The 17353-nt window shown below is 62.9% G+C and carries 19 protein-coding genes; 10 read left to right on the forward strand and 9 right to left on the reverse strand.

Annotation, left to right across the window (positions count from 1 at the left end):
* Nucleotides 1-8 precede the first annotated feature (8 nt).
* On the forward strand, nucleotides 9-1199 hold the full coding sequence (locus X739_RS158180; protein WP_023770707.1) for a Xaa-Pro peptidase family protein: 1191 nt from the start codon (nucleotides 9-11) through the stop codon (nucleotides 1197-1199).
* Between the two features lie 192 nt (nucleotides 1200-1391).
* Here X739_RS158180 and X739_RS158175 read toward each other — a convergent pair whose 3' ends face one another.
* Genes X739_RS158175 through X739_RS158165 form a run of 3 tightly spaced genes read right to left on the reverse strand, consistent with a single transcriptional unit; the run spans nucleotide 1392 to nucleotide 3884 of the window.
* On the reverse strand, nucleotides 1392-1808 hold the full coding sequence (locus X739_RS158175; RefSeq protein ID WP_023770706.1) for a cupin domain-containing protein: 417 nt from the start codon (nucleotides 1806-1808) through the stop codon (nucleotides 1392-1394).
* 3 nt (nucleotides 1809-1811) lie between these two features.
* The gene (locus X739_RS158170; RefSeq protein WP_023770705.1) at nucleotides 1812-2678 is read right to left on the reverse strand and encodes a phosphoenolpyruvate hydrolase family protein; all 867 of its coding nucleotides are present in this window, start codon (nucleotides 2676-2678) and stop codon (nucleotides 1812-1814) included.
* A 9-nt stretch (nucleotides 2679-2687) separates the two neighbouring features.
* Nucleotides 2688-3884, reverse strand: coding sequence for a Tm-1-like ATP-binding domain-containing protein (locus X739_RS158165; protein ID WP_023770704.1), 1197 nt, complete (start codon nucleotides 3882-3884; stop codon nucleotides 2688-2690).
* Nucleotides 3885-4020: 136 nt separating this feature from the next.
* Here X739_RS158165 and X739_RS158160 point away from each other — a divergent pair, with 136 nt between their 5' ends.
* From X739_RS158160 to X739_RS158130, 7 genes are all read left to right on the forward strand, one after another.
* Nucleotides 4021-4701, forward strand: coding sequence for a TetR/AcrR family transcriptional regulator (locus X739_RS158160; protein ID WP_023770703.1), 681 nt, complete (start codon nucleotides 4021-4023; stop codon nucleotides 4699-4701).
* Nucleotides 4702-5061: 360 nt separating this feature from the next.
* Nucleotides 5062-6378: an ABC transporter substrate-binding protein gene (locus X739_RS158155; RefSeq protein WP_015315631.1), complete on the forward strand. Its 1317-nt coding sequence runs from the start codon at nucleotides 5062-5064 to the stop codon at nucleotides 6376-6378.
* 69 nt (nucleotides 6379-6447) lie between these two features.
* Nucleotides 6448-7353, forward strand: a complete 906-nt coding sequence (locus X739_RS158150) for a sugar ABC transporter permease (RefSeq protein ID WP_023770702.1) — start codon at nucleotides 6448-6450, stop codon at nucleotides 7351-7353.
* Between the two features lies 1 nt (nucleotide 7354).
* Entirely contained in the window at nucleotides 7355-8314 is a 960-nt protein-coding gene (locus tag X739_RS158145) for a carbohydrate ABC transporter permease (RefSeq protein ID WP_015315633.1), read from the forward strand.
* The gene (locus X739_RS158140; protein WP_023793683.1) at nucleotides 8311-8541 is read left to right on the forward strand and encodes a hypothetical protein; all 231 of its coding nucleotides are present in this window, start codon (nucleotides 8311-8313) and stop codon (nucleotides 8539-8541) included. The genes X739_RS158145 and X739_RS158140 overlap by 4 nt, the downstream gene beginning before the upstream one ends.
* On the forward strand, nucleotides 8538-9641 hold the full coding sequence (locus X739_RS158135) for an ABC transporter ATP-binding protein (protein ID WP_023781632.1): 1104 nt from the start codon (nucleotides 8538-8540) through the stop codon (nucleotides 9639-9641). Before X739_RS158140 ends, X739_RS158135 begins: the two co-directional genes overlap by 4 nt.
* Nucleotides 9641-10819, forward strand: coding sequence for an ABC transporter ATP-binding protein (locus tag X739_RS158130; protein WP_023793686.1), 1179 nt, complete (start codon nucleotides 9641-9643; stop codon nucleotides 10817-10819). Before X739_RS158135 ends, X739_RS158130 begins: the two co-directional genes overlap by 1 nt.
* A 7-nt stretch (nucleotides 10820-10826) precedes the next feature.
* Here X739_RS158130 and X739_RS158125 read toward each other — a convergent pair whose 3' ends face one another.
* From X739_RS158125 to X739_RS158115, 3 genes are all read right to left on the reverse strand, one after another.
* Nucleotides 10827-11258, reverse strand: a complete 432-nt coding sequence (locus X739_RS158125) for a DUF4437 domain-containing protein (RefSeq protein WP_023770699.1) — start codon at nucleotides 11256-11258, stop codon at nucleotides 10827-10829.
* 117 nt (nucleotides 11259-11375) lie between these two features.
* Nucleotides 11376-12347 (reverse strand): AraC family transcriptional regulator, encoded by a 972-nt coding sequence (locus X739_RS158120; protein WP_023770698.1) that lies wholly within the window; start codon nucleotides 12345-12347, stop codon nucleotides 11376-11378.
* Between the two features lie 214 nt (nucleotides 12348-12561).
* Nucleotides 12562-13140, reverse strand: coding sequence for a TetR/AcrR family transcriptional regulator (locus X739_RS158115; protein ID WP_023770697.1), 579 nt, complete (start codon nucleotides 13138-13140; stop codon nucleotides 12562-12564).
* A 121-nt stretch (nucleotides 13141-13261) separates the two neighbouring features.
* On the opposite strand from X739_RS158115, the gene X739_RS158110 reads away from it, so the two are divergent.
* Complete coding sequence (locus tag X739_RS158110; protein WP_031251973.1) at nucleotides 13262-14146, forward strand: SDR family oxidoreductase; 885 nt, start codon at nucleotides 13262-13264, stop codon at nucleotides 14144-14146.
* Between the two features lie 11 nt (nucleotides 14147-14157).
* Here the strand turns inward: X739_RS158110 and X739_RS158105 are convergent, their stop codons facing one another.
* A complete protein-coding gene (locus X739_RS158105; RefSeq protein ID WP_023770695.1) occupies nucleotides 14158-14502 on the reverse strand; it encodes a GFA family protein in 345 nt (114 codons plus the stop codon).
* A 113-nt stretch (nucleotides 14503-14615) separates the two neighbouring features.
* Here X739_RS158105 and X739_RS158100 point away from each other — a divergent pair, with 113 nt between their 5' ends.
* Nucleotides 14616-15920 (forward strand): amidase, encoded by a 1305-nt coding sequence (locus X739_RS158100; RefSeq protein WP_023770694.1) that lies wholly within the window; start codon nucleotides 14616-14618, stop codon nucleotides 15918-15920.
* 15 nt (nucleotides 15921-15935) lie between these two features.
* On the opposite strand, the gene X739_RS158095 is transcribed toward X739_RS158100, so the two are convergent.
* Nucleotides 15936-16322, reverse strand: coding sequence for a hypothetical protein (locus tag X739_RS158095; protein WP_023770693.1), 387 nt, complete (start codon nucleotides 16320-16322; stop codon nucleotides 15936-15938).
* 40 nt (nucleotides 16323-16362) lie between these two features.
* Complete coding sequence (locus tag X739_RS158090) at nucleotides 16363-17343, reverse strand: hydroxyacid dehydrogenase (protein WP_023770692.1); 981 nt, start codon at nucleotides 17341-17343, stop codon at nucleotides 16363-16365.
* Between the last annotated feature and the right edge of the window lie 10 nt (nucleotides 17344-17353).

Below are 17353 nucleotides of genomic sequence, written 5' to 3' on the forward strand. Positions count from 1 at the left end.
AGAGAGTGATGAACATTGCACCAGGCAAGAGTGCCGTCAGCAATATCCCGTTCGAGCAGGCCAGGGTCGACCGGCTGATGGATGAGGCCAGCATCGACGTGCTGCTCGCGACCTCCAAGCACAACACGCAATATCTGCTGGGCGGCTACAAGTTCATCTTCTTCGCCGCCATGGATGCGATCGGCCACAGCCGCTATTTGCCGATCGTGGTCTACGAGAAGGGCGGGCCGGATCATGCTGCCTATATCGCCAACCGCATGGAAGGCGGCGAGCACCAGAACCACTCGTTCTGGACGCCGACGCTGCATGCCGCCTGCTGGGGCACTCTCGACGCCGCCAATCTTGCCGTCGAGCATGTCAGGAAGATCGGCAAGGGCGATGCCCGCATCGGTATCGAGCCCGGTTTCCTGCCTTCGGACGCTTATGCGCTGATCCGCAAGGCATTGCCCGATGCGAAGCTGATCGATGCGACCGACATGCTGGAACGTATGCGTGCCATCAAGACCGACGCGGAGTTGGAGAAGCTTCGCATGGCCTCCGAGCTGATCACCGATTCCATGCTGGCGACCATCGCTTGGGCGCGCGAGGGCACGACCAAGGCCGAGATGATCGAGCAGATCAGGCGCGAAGAGACCAATCGTGGTGCGCATTTCGAATATTGCCTGCTGACGCTGGGCTCCAGCCATAACCGCGCCACCTCCCCGCAAGCGTGGAGGAAGGGCGAAGTGCTGTCGATCGATTCCGGCGGCAACTATCACGGCTATATTGGCGATCTCTGCAGGATGGGCATTCTGGGCGAACCCGATGCCGAGCTCGAGGATCTGCTGGCCGAGGTCGAAACCGTGCAGCAGGCGGCGTTCTCCAAGGTGAAAGCCGGCACGCTTGGCGGCGACATGATTGCTTACGCCGAGGGTGTGCTGAAGACATCCAAGGTCGCGCCCTATACGGATTTCTTCGCCCACGGCATGGGGCTGATCACGCACGAGGCGCCGTTCCTGATGACCAACCACCCGGTGACCTATGAAGGCACCTATGCGGCCAAGCCGCTGGAGAAAAACATGGTGCTGTCCGTGGAGACCACAATGCTTCACCCGACGCGCGGCTTCATCAAGCTGGAGGATACGCTGGCGGTGACCGAGAGCGGGTACGTGATGTTTGGCGATCGGGGCCGGGGATGGAATAGGGGTGGGACGGCCTGATTTTGGAGGGCGGCGCTGCCCCTCATCCGCCCTTCGGGCACCTTCTCTTCGTAGAACGGGGAGAAGGGAGCAGCCTCAGCACTGGCAATTGGCGAAAGCGTCGATGACAGCACCTTTCTCCCCGTCAGTATACGGGGAGAAATGTCCGGCAGGACAATGAGAGGCGGCGCTGCCTCCAGCAGAATAGGTTGATCAACTGCGCGGCGGGATCAGCCTGAAATCCGGCAGTTCGCGCAGACCCAGTTCCGGCCCGGCCGGCGAATAGACGACGAACAACTGCATCGGCCCGTCGCCGGTGTTGAGCGTCGAATGGAAGCGGCTTTCCGGCACATAGATGGTGCAGCCGGGGCCGACTTTCTCGACCACCGGATTGCCCTTCTCGTCCTCGACCATCTGCTCGCCATGGCCCGAGATGACGAAGATGATCTCTTCCGCACCCGGATGGTTGTGGCGGGTATGGCCCTTGCCCGAGGGCAGGTCGACGACGCCGCCGGAAAAGCGGGTCGCGCCGTTCACTTCAGGTGCCACCGTCAAAGAGAGTTTTCCCCAATCGAAGCCGAAGGCGCTGACGTCCTTCGGGTAGACAAACACCTTGCTCTTGTCGGCCATCTCTCATTGTCCCATCTTTTTCTTGGCGGTCTTCTCACCGCCGAGCGTCACCGCCTTGAAGTCCGCCGTCTGCCTGGCGATCGCGGCTTCCGCCGGCAGCCGTTCCATCGAGCTTGCGCCATAAAAGCCGTGCAGGCCCTTGGCGTGGGAGAGGATGTAGCGGGCATCGTCGGGCATCGAGATCGGGCCGCCATGGCAAAGCAGGATGACATCCTTGCGCACTGAGCGCGCCGCCTCGGCAATGGCGTCGATGGCCACGACGCAGTCGTCGAGCGACTTGGCCGAGGTGGCGCCGATCGAGCCGCCGGTGGTCACGCCCATATGGGCGACAACGATGTCGGCGCCCGCCTTGGTCATGGCGCGCGCTTCTTCGGGGTTGAAGACATAGGGCGTGGTCAGGAGGTCGAGCTTGTGTGCCTCGGCGATCATGTCCACCTCTAGGCCGAAGCCCATGCCGGTCTCTTCGAAACTCTGTCGCATCTGGCCGTCGAACAAGCCGATGGTGGGAAAGTTCTGAACGCCGGAAAACCCCATCGTCTTCAGTTCCGCCAGCAGCAGCGGCATGATGACGAAGGGATCGGTGCCGTTGACGCCGGCCAGCACCGGCGTGTGTCTGACCACCGGCAGCACCTCATAGGCCATCTCCTTGACGATCTCGTTGGCGTTGCCATAGGCGAGCAGGCCGGCGGCCGAGCCGCGGCCAGCCATGCGGTAGCGGCCGGAATTGTAGATGATGATGAGGTCGATGCCGCCGGCCTCCTCGGCCTTGGCAGACAGACCGGTGCCGGCGCCGCCACCGACGATCGGCACGCCTTTGTCGATCATTCCCCGGAACTTCTTCAGTATGTCCTTGCGTGGTATGGCTGGCATGTCTGGGTCTCACTGTCTGGCGATGTCGAGAAAGGCCGCGACCGCCGCCTTGGCAAAGTCCGGATCGTTGATGTGCAGCGCTAGGCGGGTGACGCGGCGCGTCGCACCCGGCCTGATGGTGCGCTCAATGGCTTCGAACAGAGCTGCGTCGGCTTCCGGATCGAAGAAGGGGGCGCCTTCGATGTCGAGCGCGGAAACGCCATTTTCCGGGATCAGGAAATGCACCGGGCCTTCGCAGTGGGCGAGCCTTGTGCCGATCCATTCGCCGATCGCGCGGCATTCCCGCGCGGTCGTGCGCATCAGCGTGACGTTCGGATTGTGCTCGTAGAACAGCCGACCACGATGATGCTCCGGAATGGTCGATGGCGCCCAGAAATTGACCATGTCGAGCGCGCCGACCGAGCCGACATAGGGCAGCTTGGTGCGGGCGATGGCACCGAAACGATCCTCCGTCGCCGGCAACACGCCGCCGAACAGCAGGTCGCAGATCTCCGTCGTGGTGATGTCGACGACACCCGACAGCAGACCGCTGTCGGCCAGCTTCTCCATGCTGCGGCCGCCCGTGCCAGTGGCATGGAAGACCATGCAATCATAAGTCGAGCGGAGGTGTTCGGCGATTGCCGTCACGCAAGGCGTGGTGACGCCGAACATGGTGAGGCCGATCGAGGCCTTGCCGTCCGCTGCAGGCGCCGGATTGACCGCCATGCCCGCTATCGCCTGGGCGGCGTTGTGCAGCACGACACGAGACAGCCGGTTGAGGCCTGCCATGTCGGTCACCGATGGCATCATGATGATGTCGGACACGTCCACATAGGGGGCCGTGTCGCCCGAGGCCAACGTCGAGACCATCAGCTTGGGCAGACCGAGAGGCAGCGCGCGTAAGCCCGCTGTGATGATCGAGGTGCCTCCGCCGCCGCCAATGCCAATGATGCCCGATATGTCGTCGCGGGACCGGACAAAGCGCGTGAAGGCCTCAGCCATTGCCGCAACCGATCTGCCGCGGTCGTCGATGCCGAGCACCGCACCGCGGCCATCGGGGTGATGGGCGGCTACCTCCTCAGCCGAGACGTCGACCGGCACGGTCGCGCCTCGCGTGCCGACATCGACACGGCAGACGACGGCCCCCGTCGCGGCGATCGCATCGGCCAGGAAGGCGAGTTCCTCGCCCTTGGTGTCGGCGGTGCCCACCACATGGATACGCTTCATCCGCGCCTCCCTCGGCTGGTTGGTTCGAAGGTGGTGATGCTCATCAGAAAGCTTTGTGCGCCGTAGAGCGTCAACGTGGCCACTCCAGGAAAAGGGCTGCCATTGCAAATTTTTGAGACGCGCGTATCGTATTGGCATGGATGTCTCACGTCAACAACCCGCAACGGACGACAACGCCGGGGAGAGGGCCGAGCGCGGACCGCGGGCGCGGACAAAGCGGCTGATGCTGGAGACGGCCACGCGACTGATGCAGGCGGGTGCCACGCCTTCCGTCAGCGAGGTCGCGGAGGCAGCCGAGGTCTCCCGGGCCACGGCCTACCGCTATTTCCCCAGCCAGGCAGCCCTGGTCCAGGCCGTCGTCGACGAGGGGCTGGGGCCAATCTTGACCTGGAAGTCCACCGCCGCCGATGCCGAGCGCCGCGTCGCCGAACTGTTCGATACGGCCATGCCGCGCATCGAGGCCTTCGAGGCGACATTCAAGGCTGCGTTGAAGCTGTCGCTCGATCAATGGGCGCGGCGCCAAGCGGGCACGCTGGGCGGAGAACCGGCCTTTACGCGCGGCCATCGCGTCGAATTGCTGAAGGAGGCGCTCACGCCGCTCAAGGGCCGCTTGCCGCCGCGCGACGTCAAGCGGCTGGCGCAGGCGCTGTCGCTGATCTTCGGCGTGGAGGTGCTGATCGTGCTCAAGGATATATGGGGGCTGGACAGCCGCCGGACGATGTCGGTGGCGCAATGGGCGGCGAGTGCGCTGGTGCGCACGGCAATCGCGGAGTCGGCTTATGGTGGTGATGGGTCTGCTTCAGGAGCGGCAGAATAGTCTCGATCTGGTTCGACCAGATTTCCCTGCATACCGCTGATCCTAGCCCAAAATAAGGTCATGGGGCAAGGCCAATGTGTATCACTGAGTAGGAAAATCATGGGAAAACAGGCAGATAAAGCTCCACTTGGACGGTAACGGCCCAGCCCTCCGTTCAAGAAAGGACTTGACGTCGCTGCAGGATTGGTAATACCAGATCAAGGAAGATAAGCGGTTCGAAAGTGAGGGCTGCGATCCATTTCCGGACAGAGCGAGGAGGCTCCGAATTCGGAAAAGCGCGACCACGGGAGGAACTACCAGGGCCGGCTCCGTCGCCGGCTCGCACGACAAGGTAGAATGCGCACAAGGGAGGAAATCATTATGCGCAAGTTAGTGACCAGCATGCTTGCTGGTATCGGCTTAACGCTTGCCTGCGGAACGTCCGTCTACGCGCAGGAAAAGTCGCTCACCATCTTCTGGGCGGAATGGGATCCGGCCAATTACCTGCAGGAACTCGGCAACGAGTACGAGAAGGAAACCGGCGTCAAGATCACGGTGGAGACCACGCCCTGGTCCGACTTCCAGACCAAGGCCTTTACCGAGTTCAACGCCCATGGCGACGCCTATGACCTGGTCGTCGGCGACTCGCAGTGGCTCGGCGCCGGCTCCACCGGCGGCCACTACGTCGACCTGACCGACTTCTTCAAGAAGCATGATCTCGGCAACGTCATGGCACCGGCGACGGTGAAATATTATGCCGAGTATCCCGGCAACAGCGGCAAATACTGGGCGATCCCGCTTGAGGGCGACGCCGTCGGCTGGTCCTATCGCAAGGATTGGTTCGAGGATCCCAAGGAAAAGGAAGCCTTCAAGGCCAAATACGGCTACGACCTCGACGTGCCGAAGGATTTCAAGGCGCTGCGCGACATCGCCGAGTTCTTCCACCGGCCGGATCAGAAGAGATACGGCATCGCCATCTACACCGACAATTCCTACGACGCGATGGCGATGGGCTTCGAGAACGCGCTGTTCTCCTATGGTGGTGAGCTGGGCGACTACACGACCTACAAGGTCGACGGTCACATCAACTCCGACAAGGCGGTGGCCGCGCTCGATGCCTACAAGGAGCTCTACAAGTTCACGCCTCCGGGCTGGGCCAAATCGTTCTTCGTCGAGGACAACCAGGCAATCACTGAAAACCTGGCCGCGATGAGCATGAACTTCTTCGCGTTCTTCCCCTCGCTGATCAACGAGGCGTCGAACCCGAATGCCAAGAACACCGGCTTCTTCGCCAACCCTCCCGGTCCAAATGGCGATCAGTTCGCCGCACTCGGCGGGCAAGGCATCTCCGTCATCTCGTACTCGAAGAAGCAAGACGAGGCGATGAAGTTCCTCGAATGGTTCATCAAGGACGAGACCCAGAAGAAGTGGGCTGCCCTTGGCGGCTATACCTGCAGCCAGGCGGTGCTCAAGTCGCCTGAGTTCCAGAACGCCACGCCCTACAACAAGGCCTTCTACGAGACCATGTTCAAGGTGAAGGACTTCTGGGCGGTGCCGGAATATGCCGAACTGCTGCAGCAGCTCAACCAGCGCGTTTATCCCTACATGATCGGCGGCAGTGGCACCGCCAAGGAAACGCTGGACGCATTGGCTGGAGACTGGAACGCGACCTTCAAGAAATACGGCCGCGTCCAATAATCCTTCATGTCCCGCGGAGGGGGCGGTGTCGCCTCCTCCGTTTCTTTTTCTTGAACCGGGAGCAGGGTCTTGGCGACCACGATGATCACCACCCTCGACAGATCCACGCGCGCCGCGGCACGCGGCCTAAGCGATATCTCCATCCGCAATCTCTTCATCATCCCGACGGTTCTGTTCCTGATCGTCTTCAACATTTTTCCGCTGATCTACTCGCTCGGCTATTCCTTCACCGACTTCCGCGCGTCGACCAATGCGCCGGCGAATTTCGTCGGGCTGCAGAATTATCGCGACCTGCTCAACGACCCCTATGTCTGGTCGAACTTCGCCATCACGGCGAAATACGTGATTGTCTCGGTCGTCGGACAGCTGCTTGTCGGCTTCGGCGTGGCGATGCTGCTCAACCGGGACATTCCGCTCAAGGGTCTTATCACCACGCTGCTGCTGCTGCCGATGATGCTGTCGATGGCGGTGGTCGGGCTATTCTGGAAACTGCTTTACGACCCGTCATGGGGAGTTATCAACTATGCGCTCGGGCTCGGCAATTTCGAGTGGCTGGCCGATCCCAAGATGGCACTCTACGCTGTTGCGTTGACGGATATCTGGATGTGGTCGCCCTTCGTCATGCTGCTGTCGCTGGCCGGACTGTCGGCGGTGCCGAAGCATCTCTATGAGGCCGCCGCGATCGACCGCGCCGGGCCGTTCTACACGTTTTTCCGCATCACCCTGCCGCTGGTCGCGCCGATCCTGATGATCGCCGTCATCTTCCGCACCATGGAAGCCTTCAAGACCTTCGATCTCGCCTACATCCTGACCAGCCAGCCGACGGCCGAGCTGATCTCGATCCGGCTCTACAAGATGGCGTTCCAGGAATGGCAGACCGGGCGCTCCTGCGCGATGGCCTACATCGTTCTGATCATGGTGCTGGCGATCACCAACATCTACGTCAAATATCTCAACAAGGTGAAGGAGCGCTGAGATGGCAGCCGTCCGCACTTCTTCCGAAATCACCTTCAACCGCGTCGCTATAGTCGCCGTGCTGCTGGTGACGATCATCTTCCTGGCGCCGATCTACTGGATCGCCTCGACGGCGTTCAAGCCGCGCAATCTTGCCACCACTATTCCGCCGACCGTCGTCTTCCAGCCGGAGATATCGCCGTTCGTGAAGCTGTTCACCAAGCGCTCTCAATTGCGCAGTCCGCCGTCGCCGGAAGAGTACGCGGCGGCCCCATGGTGGGAGCGGGTCGTCTTCGACGGTGGCGAAAAGATCGTGCGCGACGGCAAGGGCCAGGTGCAGTGGTCGGGCTATCCGAGCCGCTTCCTGAACTCGCTGATCATCGCCATCACCTCGACAGTGCTGGCCGTCGGCATGGGCACGTTCACCGCCTATGGCTTCTCGCGCTTCAGGGTGAAGGGGGAGGCGGACCTGCTCTTCTTCATCCTGTCGACACGCATGCTGCCACCGGTGGTGGTCGCGATCCCGATGTTCCTGATGTACCGCGCGGTCGGCCTCAACGATACCCACATCGGGCTGATCATTCTCTACACCGCCTTCAACCTGTCCTTTTCGGTGTGGCTGATGAAGGGTTTCATGGATGAAATCCCGAAGGAATATGAGGAGGCGGCACTGGTCGACGGCTACACACGCATGGAAGCCTTCTTCAAGATCGTGCTGCCGGAGGCCGCCACCGGTATCGCCGCCACCGCCGTCTTCTGCTTCATCACGGCGTGGAACGAATACGCCTTCGCGCTGATCATGACCAACCGCCGCGCCCAGACGGCGCCGCCGTTCATCCCGAGCCAGGTCGGCTCGGGCCTGCCGGACTGGACGGTGATAGCCGCCGGCACCTTCCTGTTCCTGCTGCCGGTCGCCATCTTCACCTTCCTGCTCCGCAACCATCTGCTGCGCGGCATGTCCTTCGGAGCGATCCGCAAATGAGCTTTCGCGCCATCAATCAGAAATATCTGGAGCCGGGTTCGCAGATACTCATGGTGCTCGGCATCGTGGCCCTCTGCCAGCCCTGGAACATGACCCTGCACACCTACGGCCTGACCATCATCCTGATCGGACTGATCGGCTTCAACATCACCTCGAAGATCGCGCCCGAGGAACAGGCCGGCACCGGTCATGCCGCGGACGCGCGAAATCCGGGAGCACAGCATTGACCCAGATCGAGCTTCGCGGCGTCCAGAAATTCTTCGGTGCCGTCCAGGTCATCAAGGACCTCAACCTCAAGATCGCGGACAATGAGTTCATCGTGCTGCTCGGCCAGTCCGGTTGCGGCAAGACGACGACGTTGCGCGCCATCGCCGGACTGGAAACCATCGACGAGGGCGACATCCTCATCGACGGCAAGCCGGTCCAGCATCTGAAGGCCGCCGACCGCGACATCGCCATGGTGTTCCAGTCATTCTCGCTCTACCCGCATATGAGCGTATACGAGAACATCGCCTTTCCCTTGCGCGCCACGCGCAAGAGCAAAAGCGAGATCGACCAGGAAGTGCGCTCGGTCGCCAAGACGCTGCAGATAATGGATTTGCTGGCGAAGAAGCCGTCGGCGCTTTCGGGCGGCGACATGCAGCGCGTCGCGATCGGACGGGCGCTGGTGCGGCGGCCGAAGGCGATGCTCATGGATGAGCCGATCGGCGCGCTCGACGCCAAATTGCGCGAGGAGATGCGGGCCGAGATCAAGCGGCTGCATATCAAGCAGGGCTCGACCACCATCTATGTCACGCACGACCAGATCGAGGCGATGAGCCTCGCCGATCGTATCGTCATCATGCATGAGGGCGTGCTGCAGCAAGTGGGAACGCCCGACGAGGTCTATTCGCGGCCGGCCAATCTGTTCGTGGCCCAATTCGTCGGCAGTCCGGTGATGAATGTCGCCGACGCGGCGGTTGCCGAAACACCGTCATCGGCTTCAGTTACGGTTGGTGGAGCGGCTTCCGGCTTTGAGTTTCCGCGGGCGCTGCTGTCGAAACTCAACGGCCACGCCAGCGGCCAACTCGCACTCGGCATCCGGCCGGAAGGCGTCCTCATTCGCCGTGACGCGGCCGATGGCTTCATGGCCGTCGAGACGCAGATCGTGGAACCGCTCGGCTCCTTCGACATCGTCGACCTCAAGGTTGGCTCTAAAATGCTGCGGGCCCGCACGAAGAGCGGCTTCGTTGCCGGACCGGGCGAGAAGGTGTTTGCCCGAATCGATCCGACCCAGGCGCATTTCTTCGACAAGGCAAGCGGCAAGTCGCTTGAGGTGAGGCTCTGATGGCCCATATCCAGCTCAAGAACATCTCCAAGAGCTTCGGCAACCACACGGCCTTGACCGGGCTCGACCTCGACATCGCCGATGGCGAATTCTTTGTCCTGCTCGGCGAGACGGGCGCCGGCAAGACGACGACGCTGCGGCTGATTGCCGGCCTGGAGAAGCCGAGCGAGGGGCAGGTCTTCATCGACGGCGTCGACGTCGCCGACTGGGGCGCGGCCGAGCGCGACGTGGCGCTGGTGCTGCAACAGTATTCGCTCTACCCGCGCTACACGGTGCGCGAAAACCTCGAATTTCCGCTGAAACCGAAGATCCGCCGGCTGCCGGATGCCGAGATCAAGGACCGCGTCGACCGCGCCGCCCGCACGCTGCGGATCGAGCATCTGCTCGACCGCAAGACCGACCGCCTGNTCAAGGACCGCGTCGACCGCGCCGCCCGCACGCTGCGGATCGAGCATCTGCTCGACCGCAAGACCGACCGCCTGTCCGGCGGCGAGATGCAGCGCGTCTCCATCGGCCGCGCCATCGTGCGCAAGCCGCGCGTGTTCCTGATGGACGAGCCGCTGTCGGCGCTCGACGCCAAATTGCGCGAGGCGCTCCGTACCGAGTTGAAGAACCTGCAGATACAGCTTGGCGCCACCTTCCTGTTTGTGACCCACGACCAGATCGAGGCGATGTCGATGGGCGACAAGGTCGGCGTGCTCAACCATGGCCGGATCATCCAGACCGGCACGCCGCACGAGATCTACAACAACCCGCGCGACACCTATGTGGCGAGCTTCGTCGGCTCGCCGCCGATGAACCTCATCGACGGCAGGCTGGTGAACGGCCGCGCGGTGATGGCGCCATTGAATTTCGAACTGCCCTTTGCGGGGGGAGCCAAGATTTTTACGGGGGCTGGGGCGAGTGCGGCGACCGACGGTCGCCCGCTCGTCTTCGGCATCCGTCCGGAGGATGTTTATCTGGAAAGCGGCGCGCCGGTCGAGGCGCGTGTCCACGACGTCGAGAACCATGGCGTGGAAAAGATCCTGACGCTGCGGGTCGGCGATACAACTCTTCGCGCCACGGTGCCGGCCAGGACCGATGTCGCGATCGAGCAACCGGTGCGCTTTGCCTGGAATCCTGACAAGGTGGTGCTGTTCGACAAGGGCAGTGGTGTCAGCCTGCGGCACGCGTCATAGGGCGCGGCTATTTCGGCAGGTAGGTCTCGTAAGGCGTGTCGTTGATCAGCAGGATCACGCATTCCGTCTCCGAGAGGCACGCGTCGTCATGCATCTCATTGGCCTTCTGGGTCCAGTAGGATCCAGCTGGCAGTTCGACCTTGGTCGCTTCACCGCCTTCAATCTGCCAGTGCGCCCACAGACCCTGAATGACCACGGCGCGATAGTCTGCGGTGTGCGCGTGGACAGGCGCGCGCCAGTTGCCCGGGACTTTCAGCAAGGTTCCGGCAGGGCCTTTGGCCCTTTCGCCCCACAGTGGTCCCAGGCGCTGCGGCTGGTCCGGCGCCTCGGCGACGTAAGGGATCTTGCCTGCAGGGAGATAGCTGTCCTCGAGGGCAAAGGCGTGTCCGGGAATGACCGACAGGACACCAAGCGCGAGCAGTACGAAATGATTGGCCATGGGATTTTCCTCCACGGGCCAGATTATCCGCCGGAAGCTGGCCTGCAATGACGCTGCGTCCAAAAGACCAGGCAATTCCTCCAGCCGGAAGGATCGCAGCGATTTGTCGTCCCGACGTCAGGACGGCTTGTCGCCGGCACCAACGTGGCGCAGATGGCTTGGCGCCATGCCCATCACCCGCTTGAAGGCGCGGCTGAAGGATGCTTCCGAATCATAGCCTAGCTTCGCCGCCGCCACCGATACTCTCATGCCATCGCGAGCCAACCATTGCCTGGCCTGGTGCATGCGCACGCGCAGCACATATTTGGCCGGCGTCTCTCCGACCACTGTGGCGAAGCGCTTGGCAAAGGCCGAGCGCGAGGCTCCCATCATCCGCGCCAGCGCCTCGACGCTCCAATCGCGATCCGGCTGCAGGTGGATGGTCGCCAGCACCTTGCCGACGTCGGGATTGCGGACGGCGGCGATCCAGCCGGTGGCATCGCCACAGCCGTTCTCGACCCAGGAGCGGATGATCGTGGCGGCGAGCACATCGGCAAGGCGGGCCAGAATCCCCCCGGAGCCGACCCGATCCATCGTCACCTCGGAGGCCATCGCGTCGAGCAGATGCTGAATACCCGGGGCGTTCGCCATCAACTTATGTGCCTGCATGAGGGTGGGCATCATGTCGAGCAGCGGATGCGAGCCGTCGAGATTGAAATGCATGCTGCCGCAAAACAGCAAGGTCTTGGGCCCACTGCACTCGTTGGAGACGTCGTAGATGTTCTCGCACACCGGTTCGATCGTATAGCTGCCGATCGGCACCGGAGGCACGCCGGGCGCGCTGGCCAGGACATGCTCGTCGCCGCGCGGGATCAGAAGCGCGTCACCCACCGAGAGTTCGATCCACTCCCTGGCGGGTGAGAACAACCAGCAGCCCTGCTGGCCGATGAAATGAAACCGCGCCGCCCTCTGTGCGGGGAAGGAAACGGCCCAGGGCTCGCCCAACACGCAGCGGCCATAGTCGACGCCGTCGAGCCGCAATCCGCGCAGCATGTCGGTCAGAGGATCGCCAGAAGTCGACAGTGCCACTTTGGACGAATTGTAGTTCATTGCGGTGTTTCTAGCATGGGAACTCCAAGCCGTCACTCCCATGTTGCAGTGCGGCCGGATGCTGCGCTGCAGACAAACAGAAGACCGACCGCATAGCAGCCCCGGCGGCAAGGCCATGGAGCCGCGACGCTGCTGCCGTCGTAGTTCCTGCGCGGCCCAAAGCAGTCCGAATAGTCTCTCGCAACAGCCACCGCTGGCAACGGCTCGAGAACCCTTACGGTTTTCGGGCCGCTTGCGTCGTGATGGCGGCAACGAAGCGGTTGAGACTGTCCTCGACATAGACGGCCACTTCGATCGTCGGATCGAAGCTCCACCATAGCAACGAACCTTGCCAATGCGATGCCATGAGCAGGCCAACGTCTTGCGGCGGGTCGTCGATTTCGGCGAAGCAGGCCGCAAGAGCGGCGCATAGGAATGCCTTCCAGGCAGCGCCACGCGCCCTCAGAACGGGGTCGCGCAGATCCTCGCGCAAGACGAGCAGGCCTTCGGCATAGGTTTCGATGCCGCCATAGCCTTGCGATAGCGCAACCAGCAATTCGATGGCGCCAGCCGGGGTTCTTACAATGTCTGTGGCCAGCGTTCTGGTCTTGTCGTCAAGACCGTCCCAGGCATGCAGCAAGGTGCGCTGCTTCAACCGCGCTTTGTTCTTGAAGCGCTGCACCAGGGTTGCGCCTGAAAGGCCGCAGGCTTTTGCCAGACGCTCGAAGGTGAGGGCCTCCGGGCCGTGCTCGTGGATCAATCGCAATGCGGCTTCCAGCACCTGCTCGTCGGACCGGGTTTTGGGACGGGTCATCTTGACATCCTGATATAACCGAATGATCATTTATATATGATGCGGGCGGCGTGAGCCAGCTCGGATTTGATCGATGATGCTGTTTTGGAGAGTTCAATGACGCTGCAGGGGAAAGTTGCCCCTGGTTGCCGGCGGCACACGGGGTGCCGGGCGTGGCATAGCGATCGAACTCGGCGCCGCCGGCGCCACGGTCTATGTCACGGGGCGGAGCACGCGCGGGCAGCCATCGGAGTATGCCCGGCCTGAGACGATCGAGGAGACGGCGGAATTGGTTACCGCGAATGGCGGCAGGGGCATTGCAGTGCGGGTCGATCATCTCATCGCCGATGACGTACGCGGCCTGGTCGGGCGCATCCGGGCCGAACAGGGTCGGCTCGACATACTGGTCAACGATATCTGGGGCGGTGAACAACTGTTGGAATGGAACAAGCCGGTCTGGGAGCACAATCTGGAGAACGGCTTGCGGATGATGCGCCTGGCCATCGACACGCATCTGATCACCGCGCACCATGCCTTGCCGTTGATGATCGAGCGGCCGGGCGGGTTGCTTGTCGAAATCACCGACGGTACCGCCGAATACAATGCCGGGCATTATCGCCTGTCGCCCTTCTACGACCTTGCCAAGGTAGCGGTGAACCGCATGGCTTGGGCCCACGCCAAGGATCTTGCGAAACACGGCTCCACATCGGTCTCGCTGACGCCGGGCTGGATGCGTTCGGAAATGATGCTGGAGCTTTACGGCGTTGCCGAGGAAAACTGGCGCGACGCCACGGCAAAAGTGCCGCATTTCGTCATTTCCGAAACGCCGCGCTTCGTTGGCCGCGCCGTTGCCGCTTTGGCGGCGGATCCGGATCGCGAGCGCTGGAACGGGCAGTCACTGTCCAGTGGCGGGCTGGCGCAAGTCTACGGTTTCACCGATTTGGACGGTTCGCAACCCGATGCCTGGCGCTATGTTCCGGAAGTTCAGGATGCCGGCAAACCGGCTGACGCGACAGGCTACCGATAAAGCAGAATTGCTCAGGCCGAACGCCCGTCGAAGTCGAAGATCGACAAGGTGGACGGGTCGAGACCGGTGACGCAATTGATGTTGACGTAAGCGCTGCGTTCGCCTTGGCTGGTGTCCTCGGCAAATGGATGGATGCCGCAGGTTCGGCAGAAGCGGTGTGCTATTCTCGCCTCGCCGAATGTGTAGCGGCCAAGGTCATCGCCCCAGGCGACGAGCGTAAGCTTGTCGTGTGGCACGGCCCATAGCAGCGCACCCTTGCGGGCGCAGATCGAGCAATTGCAGCGCACGACGCCCTCAAGTTCGCCCTCCACCTCGAACGCAACCTTGCCGCAATGGCAGCTGCCTTTGTACAGCATCAGTATCTTCCTGTCTGGCAGGTGCAAAGGCACGCTGGCCGGGTTATCCCTTCGGCAGTCCCAACGGCTGCTTGCCTTAAAGACGTTCCATTCTGGCGGAGTCCGACACCAACATGCAACCAATCCGCGACCGCCTCGAAACTATCATGTCACGTCTTACCAATCGTGTGGCCGACGAGAAGGTCTTCACGAAGCTCTATGCCGAAGCGGCGCGGGTCGCGGCTGACGCCAGCGATGCCCGCAAGAGAGTGGGCGTGACACTCGGCCCGCTCGACGGCACCATTGTCTCGATCAAGGACCTGTTCGATGTCGCCGGCGAGCCGACCACGGCCGGGTCGCTGATGCGCAGGACCGCCGCGCCGGCACAGCGCGACGCCGCCATCGTCAGCCGGCTTAGGCAAGCCGGTGCGGTCGTCATCGGCAAGACCAACATGACCGAGTTCGCCTTCACCGCGATCGGCGACAACATGCATTACGGCACGCCTGGCAATGCGACGGACGCGAGCCGCATCCCCGGCGGTTCGTCATCCGGGGCCGGTGTGTCCGTCGGTGAGGGGACGAGCGACATCTCGATCGGCTCCGACACCGGCGGCTCGATCCGCATTCCGGCGGCGCTCAATGGCGTCGTCGGCTTCAAGCCGACGGCGGGGCGCGTGCCGCTCTCCGGCGCCTTCCCGCTTTCGGGCACTTTGGACTCGGTCGGCCCGCTTGCGCGAACCGTCTCGCAATGCGCCGCCGCCGACTCGGTTATGGCCGGCGAAGTGCCGACGGAGTTGGTGGCCATTCCACTTGCCGGGCTTCGCATCGGCATTCCGCGCGGCGTTCTTTTCGGCGAGACGGAAGGCGAGCTTGCCGCCGCCTTCGAGTATTGTCTCGGCAAGATCGAACAGGCTGGCGCACGCATTACGGATCTGTCGATCGACGACATGATCGCGGATCTGCGCGCGGCCACCAAGCGCGGTTCGATCGCGGCGATGGAGGGCGCGGAAGTGCATGCTGACTGGCTGGCGACAGGCGCATCGGTGCCGGTCGACCCGCATGTCAGCGGGCCATTGTCGCGGGCGGCGCTGCTGCCGACGCCGGTCTATATCAGGGCGCTCGGCCGCCGTGCCGTGCTGGCCGCCGCCATGGATGAGCGGCTGGCATCGGTTGACGTGCTGGCGTTGCCAGCCACGCCGGTGACGGCGCCGGCCATCGCTTCCATGGCCGAGGATGCCGAGTTGCGTGACCGCACCGAAGCCCTGCTGCTGCGCAACACCCAGATCGCCAACCAGTTCGACCTTTGCGCAATCTCGTTGCCGATGCCGGGACCATCGCTGCCGATGGGGTTGATGCTCGTGGCGCGCAACGGCCATGACCGGCATCTGCTGCGGATCGCGGTGTCGGTGGAGAGGCTGCTGGGGGTTGATCGGCAGTGACTCGTAGATGACGGATCAATGCGATGAACAGTGCTTGCGTTCGCTGTCCTTGGCGGTGCGCACGATGCGGGTCGCGACCAGCCGGGGCAGGCTGTATTCCTTGCCGGCGAAGGTCTGGATGCGGTGCTCGATCGAGCCTCTGACGACGATCTTTCCGCTATAAAGCACGTCGGACTGAGCCGTTATCGCCTTGTCGGCCCGCGGCAATCCGCTGGTGTCGATCGACACGCCCTTGATGGTGCCGGTGCCAAGGTCGAGTGCGCTGCTCGACGGGCAGGGCGCCTTGAAGCAGCGTAGTCCGTTGTCGCAGTAGACATAGCTGCTCTCGGCCGCTGCGAATGACGGCGAGGTGCAGATGGACGAAGTTGCGACAATCAGAACTGCAACGCGAAGACCGGACATGGCCCGCAACGTCGCGGAGAATTGGGGCGAAACCGCGATGCTATATCCGCGCCGGAAATCGACGCCGGTAGTGATCGACCACTTCTGGATTGCGCAGATTGACAGGCAGTTTGTTGGCCAGCACCAGAAGGGCTTCGCCGGCCGCGCCGACGCCCATGCGCATCATCGATTCCTCGGTAATGCCTGCCATATGCGGGGTGACGATGACGTTGTCGAAGCCGAAATAGGGATGATTTGGCGGCAGCGGCTGCGTAGAGAAAACGTCGAGCGCGGCGCCGCCGACGCGGCGCTCCTGCAAGGCCTCAACCAGCGCGTCGTCATCGACGACCGGTCCGCGCGATACGTTGATCAGCAGTGCGTTGGGTTTCATGCGGGCGATGCGCTCGCGGCTGATCAGGCCGCGTGTCTCCTGCGTCAGCGGACAGCAGAGCACGATGATATCGCTCTGCTCGACCAGCGCGTCGATCGACAGGAAGCCGACCTTTTCCGGCGCCGGCTGCATGCTGCGTGTCGTTGCCACCACTTTGAGGTCGAAGCCGTGTGCGGCGATGTGGCCGACCGCCTGCCCGACGGCGCCGAGACCAACGATGCCGATGGTCTTGCCGGCGAGTTCGACGTTGGCATTGGCATGCTCGCGTCCGGCCAGCCAGCCCTTGGCGCGCAGGTCGCGGTCGACCCTGCGGAACTGCCGCAGCAGTGCAAGCGCGGTGAACATGACATGTTCGGCCACCGAGCGGGCATTGACCGCCGGCACGTTGGCCACGAGCACGCCGGCCGCCGCGGCCGCTTCCATCGGGATCATGTCGAGCCCGGCGCCATGGCGGATCGCGGCCCTCAGCTTCCATGCAACCTCGAACAGCGCCGGCGGCAGCGGCGCCCGCACGATGACGATGTCGGCATCCTTGGCTTCCCTCGCCAATGTGCCGGGGTCAAGCGCCGAAGCGATGATCAACTGGCCGGCGCCGGCCAGCTTGGCCGTGGCGCGCGGGTGCAGCGGATGCGTTGACAGGATCTTTGGCACGGTCTGGGTC

Source organism: Mesorhizobium sp. LNHC209A00 (genome assembly GCF_000502915.1).
Classification (GTDB): Bacteria; Pseudomonadota; Alphaproteobacteria; order Rhizobiales; family Rhizobiaceae; genus Mesorhizobium.

Coding starts and splice junctions, on each gene's coding strand:
- X739_RS158180 (WP_023770707.1), top strand. CDS start 9: ATGAACATTGCACCAGGCAAGAGTGCCGTCAGCAATATCCCGTTCGAG.
- X739_RS158175 (WP_023770706.1), bottom strand. CDS start 1,808: ATGGCCGACAAGAGCAAGGTGTTTGTCTACCCGAAGGACGTCAGCGCC.
- X739_RS158170 (WP_023770705.1), bottom strand. CDS start 2,678: ATGCCAGCCATACCACGCAAGGACATACTGAAGAAGTTCCGGGGAATG.
- X739_RS158165 (WP_023770704.1), bottom strand. CDS start 3,884: ATGAAGCGTATCCATGTGGTGGGCACCGCCGACACCAAGGGCGAGGAA.
- X739_RS158160 (WP_023770703.1), top strand. CDS start 4,021: ATGGATGTCTCACGTCAACAACCCGCAACGGACGACAACGCCGGGGAG.
- X739_RS158155 (WP_015315631.1), top strand. CDS start 5,062: ATGCGCAAGTTAGTGACCAGCATGCTTGCTGGTATCGGCTTAACGCTT.
- X739_RS158145 (WP_015315633.1), top strand. CDS start 7,355: ATGGCAGCCGTCCGCACTTCTTCCGAAATCACCTTCAACCGCGTCGCT.
- X739_RS158140 (WP_023793683.1), top strand. CDS start 8,311: ATGAGCTTTCGCGCCATCAATCAGAAATATCTGGAGCCGGGTTCGCAG.
- X739_RS158125 (WP_023770699.1), bottom strand. CDS start 11,258: ATGGCCAATCATTTCGTACTGCTCGCGCTTGGTGTCCTGTCGGTCATT.
- X739_RS158120 (WP_023770698.1), bottom strand. CDS start 12,347: ATGAACTACAATTCGTCCAAAGTGGCACTGTCGACTTCTGGCGATCCT.
- X739_RS158115 (WP_023770697.1), bottom strand. CDS start 13,140: ATGACCCGTCCCAAAACCCGGTCCGACGAGCAGGTGCTGGAAGCCGCA.
- X739_RS158105 (WP_023770695.1), bottom strand. CDS start 14,502: ATGCTGTACAAAGGCAGCTGCCATTGCGGCAAGGTTGCGTTCGAGGTG.
- X739_RS158100 (WP_023770694.1), top strand. CDS start 14,616: ATGCAACCAATCCGCGACCGCCTCGAAACTATCATGTCACGTCTTACC.
- X739_RS158095 (WP_023770693.1), bottom strand. CDS start 16,322: ATGTCCGGTCTTCGCGTTGCAGTTCTGATTGTCGCAACTTCGTCCATC.